Source organism: Paenirhizobium naphthalenivorans (genome assembly GCF_007992095.1).
Classification (GTDB): Bacteria; Pseudomonadota; Alphaproteobacteria; order Rhizobiales; family Rhizobiaceae; genus Allorhizobium; species Allorhizobium naphthalenivorans.
Map to the genome: position 1 here is coordinate 1 of NZ_BJZP01000057.1, position 6,557 is coordinate 6,557.

The window sequence follows — 6,557 nt, forward strand, 5'->3', positions numbered from 1 at the left end:
AGGGCGTGATCGCGCCGGCGATGACACGCTGGCCTTCGGTGTAGCCCTCGACAGCGGAGCCCAATTTTTCGATGACGCCTACCGGCTCGTGGCCGATCGTCAGCCCCTTCGCGACCGGATACTCGCCTTTCAGGATGTGGACGTCGGTGCCGCAGATCGTCGTCGTCGTAATGCGGATCAGTGCATCGAGCGGTCCGACATCAGGAACAGGCTTCTCATCGAGAACGATGCGGCCTTTCTCGACAAAGATCGCGGCTTTCATTTTCTGCGCCATTGGTAACTCCTCCAGGGATGGTGGACCGGTTGCTATTTTAGAAATGCGCGAAAGCGCCTGAGCGCGAAGACGAACAGCACGGAGCCGATGACCGCCAGAGCAAGGAGTTGGGGCCAGACGATATATATACCCGCTCCGCGAAACAGGACGGATTGCGCCAATATGATGAAGTGCGTGTTCGGTGCCGCCAGCATAATGTCCTGTATGATGTCCGGCATGCTTTCCCGCGGGGTGACCCCGCCGGAAAGAGCCTGGAGCGGCAACAAGGTCAGCATGAGGAGAAGTCCGAACTGGGGCATTGACCCGGCGACCGTGGCGAGGAAGATGCCCAAAGACGTAGTGGCGAACAGAAGCAGAATTGCACCAAATAGAAAGAGGATGATCGATCCCTGGATCGGCACGGATAAGAACCCTTGCACGATCACGATCAATGAGAAGGCGGATGCAACCAGGACGACAAAGCCCATCGACCAGATCTTGCTGACCATGATCTCGAAGGGCGTAACCGGCATAACGAGCAGATGTTCGATCGTGCCGTGCTCGCGCTCGCGGATCAGCGCAGCGCCCGTCAGGATGATGGAGAGCATCGTAATGCTGCTGATGAGATGCGTGACCGCTCCAAACCAGCCCTTGTTCATTTCGGCATTGAAGCGAGTTCTCAGCGTCAAGTCGACGGGAAGATTGCTAATCGACCTGTAGCGGTTGAGGTATTCGCTGACCTCGCTGTTGACGATGCTCTGGATGTAACCGTTGCCGCTGAAGGCTTGGCTCATCCGCGTGGCGTCGATATTGAGCTGGATCGTCGGTGTCTTTCCAGCCAGCAGATCGCGCTGAAAGTTGGGTGGAATATCGAGCGCGAACGTGTCCAGCCCTGCATCCATGCGCTGGTCCATTTCGGCGATCGTGATCATATGCGGCTTTGCGAAATACGGAGGATAGAACGCCGTGCTAATGCGCCCTGAGACCGGCGACTGGTCCTCGTCGACGATGGCGATGGCGGCATTGTTCAATGTCTCGGGCATCGCTGTTGAGGCGGTGTAGACCGACAGGCTGAATGCATACACGATCAGAATCAGCAACATAGGATCACGCAGGAGCCCGCGCAGTTCCTTCAGACCGAGCTGGACGATGTTCGAAGACAACATGATCAGGTCGCCTGTTTCTTGAGAAGGACCGCGCCGAGACCGAGGAGAACCGGAACGGCTATGATGAGCGGCACGAACGACCCGGCGAGGCCGGCGAAATCGAGGCCCTTCGAAAATGTCCCACGGGAGATGGCGACGAAATAAGTTGTGGGATAGATCTGGCCGATCAATGCCCCACCTCCCTTCAACGATGAAACCGGGTCGATCAGGCCGGAGTATTGCACGGCGGGAATGAGAGTAATAAGCGCTGTGGCGAAAAGCGCCGCGATCTGGCTGTTCGTGAACGTGGAAACAACCAGGCCCATCGCGGTGGCCGCGCTCACGTAAAGCAAGGCGGCAACGGCGAAGGTTAGAAAACTCCCCGTGAACGGCACCTGGAATATCAGCGTCGCAAATGCCGTCAGCAATAGGAAGCTGACCATAGCAAGAACGACATACGGTATCTGTTTGCCGATCAGGAATTCAAGCCGCGTCACCGGTGTCACATAAAGATTCACGATCGATCCCAGCTCTTTTTCGCGCACGACGCTGAGGGCGGAAAGCATCGCCGGAATAAGCATCAACAGCAGGGGGATGACGGCCGGCACCATGGCCACGAGGCTCTTTACATCGGGATTATAGCGATAGCGGGTCTCTATCTTGAAATTCCCAGTCGTCCCCGCGTCGCCATAAAGTTCTCGTGCCTTGCGGATCAGCCAAGTACTGTGCATACCCTGCACGTAACCGCTGACAGTTTCCGCACGAGCTGGCATCGCCCCGTCGATCCAGGCGCCGATCTCGACATCGTCTCCACGCAGAACATCGCGCCCGAAACCCGGCGGTATCTCGATGGCGAGGCTCAACTCGCCATTCTGCATTCGCTGATCGAGGTCGGCGTAATCGGTAATCGCCGGTCTTTCGATGAAATACCGTGAGCCGGCAATATCAAGGATATAGTCGCGGCTGATCGTCGAATCATCCCGGTCGAGAACGGCAAACGTGAGGTCCTCGACGTCCAGGTTGATGCCGTAGCCGATGACGAACATCAGGATTACACTGCCTAAAACCGCAAGCGTCGCGCGGACAGGATCGCGCTTAAGTTCGAGCGCCTCGCGTTGCGTATAGCTGAACATGCGGCGCAGAGCGAAAAGACGGCGAACGGACGGAACGGAGTGGGGGGCGTCGGTTCCGTCCGTCGCCTGAGCCTGCTCTGGCGGCGGAGCAGGCTTTTTCTCTTGAGCGCCGCTCGCCTCTTCAAGATAGGCGATGAAGGCTTCCTCAAGACTTTTTGCGGACCGGCTGCGGATAATGGCGGTTGGCGTGTCGCTGACCAGGACCTTGCCCGCATGCATGAGCGAGATGCGGTCGCAACGCTCCGCCTCGTTCATGAAATGGGTGGAGACGAAGATCGTCACATGGTCTTTGCGCGACAGATCCGCAAGAATCTGCCAGAAATGGTCGCGCGCCACCGGATCGACGCCGGAGGTTGGCTCATCGAGGATCAGGATGTCCGGTGAATGAATCATCGCAACCGCCAGCGAAAGTCGTTGGCGAATACCGAGCGGCAAGGCGTCAGGCAGCGCGTCCATGATATCGGCAAGATCGAAACGCCCGGCCATCTCTGTGACACGCGCGGGGATTTTCCCCGCATCCATCTTGAACAGTCGCGCATGTAGGTCGAGGTTCTGTCGAACCGTCAGCTCGGAATAGAGCGAGAAGGCCTGACTCATATAGCCGATCCGGCGCCGCACATCCATGTCCTTGGGATCGACTTTATCGCCGAAGAGCTTTGCCGTTCCCTCGCTCGCCGCCAGAAGGCCCGTCAACATTTTCATCGTCGTCGTCTTGCCGCAGCCGTTGGAGCCGAGAAAGCCGAAGATCTCTCCGCGCGCGATCTCGAAACTGACATCATCGACGGCAGTGAAGTCACCAAAGCGCATTGTCAGGTGTTCGGCCTCGATGGCCAGGTCGCCATCCCGTCCGTCTTCGCGCGGCGGGATAACGACCGCGTGATACCCTTTGCGGTCCTCTTCCGGCAGAAGTGCGATGAAGGCGGAATCGAGATTGGCGGCACCGGTCTGTTCCAGAAGCTCCTGCGGCGTGCCGGTGGCGAGAATCTTTCCGGCATTCATTGCGACAAGCCAGTCGAAACCGGCGGCCTCCTCCATATAAGCCGTCGCGACGACCACGCTCATGCTCGGTCGTCCGGCGCGTATTGCGTCGATCAATTCCCAAAACTGCCTGCGTGACAGCGGATCGACGCCCGTGGTAGGTTCGTCGAGGATCAAAAGGTCGGGGTCGTGGATCAGCGCGCAGCAAAGACTGAGCTTCTGCTTCATGCCGCCCGAAAGCTTGGCCGCTGGCCTTTCCGCAAAGGGTGCAAGACCCGTGCGTTCGAGAAGCTCGGCTATCCGGCGTGCGCGCTCCTTGCGGTCGTGGCCGAATAGCCGTCCGAAGAAATCGACGTTCTCAAAGACTGAGAGGGTGGGGTAGAGGTTCTTGCCGAGGCCCTGCGGCATATAGGCGATGCGGGGACAGGTTGCATCCCTGTGTTTCTTGTCGCCCATATCGCCACCAAGGACTTGGACCTGGCCTTGTTGTATGGCGCGCACACCCGACACAAGCGAAAGAAGGCTGGACTTGCCCACGCCATCCGGTCCGATCAAACCCACCATGCATCCCGCAGGCACCCCGAGATGGATATCGTCAAGCGCGACATTCTTGCCGTAAGCAAGGCGGACATCCGTCAAACGCGCGACGATGTCCCGATTGACAGTCGGTTTTCCGTTCATTTGACGAGGCTTTTCTCAAGAATGTCCGGCCATGCGGCGTTCGGATCGAGCTTCACATAGGCCATTCCCGGCAATCCCGTTTTGACCTGCTGTATATACTTCTGAAGAAGCGCGGGTTCGATCTGCGCGCGGACTCGGAAGGTCAATTTTTGACGTTCTTCCTCGGTCTCGACGGTCTTGGGCGTGAACTGAGCGACATCAGCGACGAAGGAGACTTTCGCTGGGATGACATATTGCTGCGCGGCATCGAGAACCAGACGAACATCGCTTCCGATCGAAGTCCGACCCACCTCAGCCGTCGGGAGGAAGAACGTCATGTAGACGTCGCCAAGGTCAACGAGATTAAGAACGCGACCACCAGCCGACAAAACCTCTCCCGGCTGCGCAACACGATATTGCACTCGGCCATCCCTCGACGCCTTCAAGGTGCTGTCGGCGATATCCGTCTCGATGCTTTCGATCGCCGCCTTCGCCGCATCGACTGCAGCTTCCGCATCCACGACCTGCGCCTTTGCTGCGCTGATCGCCGCATCTGACGCGGCGAGCGAAGCTTCTGCGGCGCCGAGGGTAGCTTTCGCGCCTTCTTTTGCCGCCCTGTCATCATCCATCACCTGCTGCGAAACGGTGCTGCTGCGGATCAATTGTTCTGTTCGAGCAAACCTTCTTTCCGCCGCATCGAGTTGAGCTTGACGCTGGGCGATCACGGCAACTGCGGAGACACGCTCTGCTTCACGCTGAGTTACCAGGCTTTTCGCTGTATCGATTGAGATAACAGCTCTGCGCAGCTCAGCCTCGGCTTGCCGCTTCCGGGCCAGAAGTTGGTCGGTTTCCATCTGCGCCAACACTTGCCCAGCTTTGACGAAATCACCTTCGCGCACCAGGATTTCGCGCAGTCGCCCGGCCGTTTTCGTTGAGATGTCGATTTCCGTCGCCTCAATGCGGCCGTTGCCGCCCACGATCCCTTCGGGCAGACTGTCATCTGCGAGATGACGCCAGAAATAGTAAGCCCCGCCTGCTGCAACAACGATAGCGGCGACAAGCAGCCAACCCTTGCCCGACATCTTCATATGATCCCCTCAACTACCCACGTCCAGAACCGAAACGGATTTGCCCTTTGTCATTCACACATGCTTCTTGCCGTGACATTGACCTGAATCAACCGCTGTTGACCTTGTCGCACTGTAAGTTATCGTGCTTTGAGCGCAACAGGATTCTTTGACCTCTATGAAAACTCAGCCGATGGCCGTCCCGAAGATTTCGACACGCGAGCGCATACTCGATGCCGCGGTCTTACGCTTTTCCCGTTATTCCTACGAAGAGACAGGTTTGCGCGACATCGCTGCCGACGTCGGTGTCGACGTGGCTTATGTGCATCGTTGCTTCGGATCGAAGGCAGAACTCTTCGCCGAGGCCGTTGCGGTCACGATACGGGCGGAAGAATTATTGTCGGGGGAACCGGCTCGGTTGGCTCATACGCTGGCAAAACAACTGTTCACCTCTGATGGATCCCGACCGGAAGATGGGCCTGGAAAGTTGGATATCATCATCCACTCCCTGACAAGCCCGGCAGCGACATCCATCCTGCGTGAATTCATCATGAACGATTTCATCAAGCCTCTCAGTGCGAAACTGGATCAGCCTACGGCGCAGAAGGCCGCCGTCGTCGCTGCTGTTATTACCGGCCTCGGCATAATGAGAAATGTTTTGCAGATGGATCCCTTGCTTGACGACGAGGACGGCAAACTCGAAAGCTATCTGACCGCATTGTTAAAAACCATCATGGCAAGCGCGTGAGTGGTGGAGTGCACCCCGCTAGGGCGACGACCGCCTTCTCTTGGGGTTGAAAAGGGCTTGTTGCAAATTTTCGGCAGCGTCAGAATGAGCCCTACCGCGTCGGCCTATATGCTTTGTTAACCTTTTGCAGTCCGAAGAGGTGCGCGAGCAGATCGTTCTGATCATTGACGGTCCACTGGCCGGAAAAGCCGAAGCCCTTCTTCAGCCAGAGCATGGCTCCGAAGCCGGCGATTGTTCGCCGCGCCGTTTTGAAGGATTGGAAGCAGCCGATCCCGGGCATGTTTTTCTTAACCCGAAAATGGTCACTTTCGATGCGTTGTTGGAGATGTTTCGTGACATAGTGCACAGGTCTCGGCAATAGCATTCATAATCATGGGCTCGCTCCGCAACATCGGGAGCGCAAATCTCTCTGATGATGGTCAACACTGCATTAAGCCGAAACACTCCCGACAAGGCCCAAGGGCGGGTATCCGGTCGCCGAAAGGCTAACGATCGGCGTCATCGAAAAGCTCGGCTCGGCGGTGGAGGGCTACAGCGAAGGCCAGCGCGTCATCGCCGGGGCGATCACGCTTT

Annotated in this window: 5 protein-coding genes and 2 pseudogenes; 2 read left to right on the forward strand and 5 right to left on the reverse strand. The window is 57.6% G+C overall.

Translation table 11 applies throughout. The features are described 5' to 3' along the window. The 4 genes from RNA01_RS22620 to RNA01_RS22635 all read right to left on the reverse strand — a co-directional run. Positions 1–274: alcohol dehydrogenase catalytic domain-containing protein (locus RNA01_RS22620; RefSeq protein WP_170253619.1), on the reverse strand; the 274-nt coding region annotated here is incomplete at its 3' end. 32 nt (positions 275–306) lie between these two features. Continuing rightward, a complete protein-coding gene (locus RNA01_RS22625) occupies positions 307–1,419 on the reverse strand; it encodes an ABC transporter permease (RefSeq protein WP_147182369.1) in 1,113 nt (370 codons plus the stop codon). Between the two features lie 2 nt (positions 1,420–1,421). Next, the gene (rbbA, locus tag RNA01_RS22630) at positions 1,422–4,190 is read right to left on the reverse strand and encodes a ribosome-associated ATPase/putative transporter RbbA (protein ID WP_147182370.1); all 2,769 of its coding nucleotides are present in this window, start codon (positions 4,188–4,190) and stop codon (positions 1,422–1,424) included. Further along, positions 4,187–5,251 (reverse strand): HlyD family secretion protein, encoded by a 1,065-nt coding sequence (locus RNA01_RS22635; protein WP_147182372.1) that lies wholly within the window; start codon positions 5,249–5,251, stop codon positions 4,187–4,189. Before RNA01_RS22635 ends, rbbA begins: the two co-directional genes overlap by 4 nt. 163 nt (positions 5,252–5,414) lie before the next feature. Here RNA01_RS22635 and RNA01_RS22640 point away from each other — a divergent pair, with 163 nt between their 5' ends. Then, the gene (locus RNA01_RS22640; protein ID WP_147182371.1) at positions 5,415–5,984 is read left to right on the forward strand and encodes a TetR/AcrR family transcriptional regulator; all 570 of its coding nucleotides are present in this window, start codon (positions 5,415–5,417) and stop codon (positions 5,982–5,984) included. 91 nt (positions 5,985–6,075) lie between these two features. On the opposite strand, the pseudogene RNA01_RS22645 reads toward RNA01_RS22640, so the two are convergent. After that, positions 6,076–6,348 (reverse strand): annotated as a pseudogene (locus RNA01_RS22645) (DDE-type integrase/transposase/recombinase); the annotation flags it as partial. A gap of 94 nt (positions 6,349–6,442) precedes the next feature. Between RNA01_RS22645 and RNA01_RS24265 the strand changes: the two are divergent. Further along, positions 6,443–6,557 (forward strand): annotated as a pseudogene (locus RNA01_RS24265) (NAD(P)-dependent alcohol dehydrogenase); the annotation flags it as partial.

Excerpts from the sequence above, each read along its gene's own strand:
- RNA01_RS22635 (WP_147182372.1), bottom strand. The coding sequence starts at position 5,251 with ATGTCGGGCAAGGGTTGGCTGCTTGTCGCCGCTATCGTTGTTGCAGCA.
- RNA01_RS22640 (WP_147182371.1), top strand. The coding sequence starts at position 5,415 with ATGAAAACTCAGCCGATGGCCGTCCCGAAGATTTCGACACGCGAGCGC.
- RNA01_RS22625 (WP_147182369.1), bottom strand. The coding sequence starts at position 1,419 with ATGTTGTCTTCGAACATCGTCCAGCTCGGTCTGAAGGAACTGCGCGGG.
- rbbA (WP_147182370.1), bottom strand. The coding sequence starts at position 4,190 with ATGAACGGAAAACCGACTGTCAATCGGGACATCGTCGCGCGTTTGACG.